Here is a 508-nt window from a genome sequence, read left to right as displayed (position 1 = left end):
CGCATCAGCATGCAGGACACTGGCAGATCGATCATTTCGGATCGGTCCGCGTCCGGAAAGTAAGTACTCTTCTTCATACGAAGACGGCCACCGGACAGAACATGCATCTTCATGGCATCTTCTCCTTCAACGCATCCGATGCGGATCGCACGGCGCGCACGATATTTTCATATCCGGTACAGCGACAAAGGTTTCCCGATAGTCCTTCGCGGATATCGTCATCCGTTGCGAGCGGATGCTTGGCGATCAGATCTTTTGCTGTGATCAGCATCCCTGGCGTACAAAACCCGCACTGCAAGGCGTGATGCTCCCGGAAAGCCTCCTGGATTACACCCATATTGTGGATGGTCCCGAGGCCTTCGACTGTCTCGATTTCACAACCATCCATCTGTACTGCCAGCAACAGGCATGAGCGCACGCTGTCGCCGTTCACAATGATGGTACATGCGCCGCAAACTCCGTGCTCGCAGCCGATGTGAGTTCCGGTCAAACCAAGCGTATTCCGCAG

The 508-nt window shown here is 54.7% G+C and carries 1 protein-coding gene; it reads right to left on the bottom strand.

Annotated features, from left to right (window positions below; all coding sequences use genetic code 11):
* Nucleotides 1–109: 109 nt before the first annotated feature.
* On the bottom strand, nt 110–508 hold a 399-nt coding region (locus GJ693_RS16675; RefSeq protein ID WP_156257304.1), incomplete at its 5' end, for a (2Fe-2S)-binding protein.

Source organism: Sandarakinorhabdus oryzae (assembly GCF_009733735.1).
Classification (GTDB): Bacteria; Pseudomonadota; Alphaproteobacteria; order Sphingomonadales; family Sphingomonadaceae; genus Sandarakinorhabdus; species Sandarakinorhabdus oryzae.
Note: the sequence above shows the minus strand (reverse complement) of the source record. Positions and strands in the feature narration are given on the sequence as shown.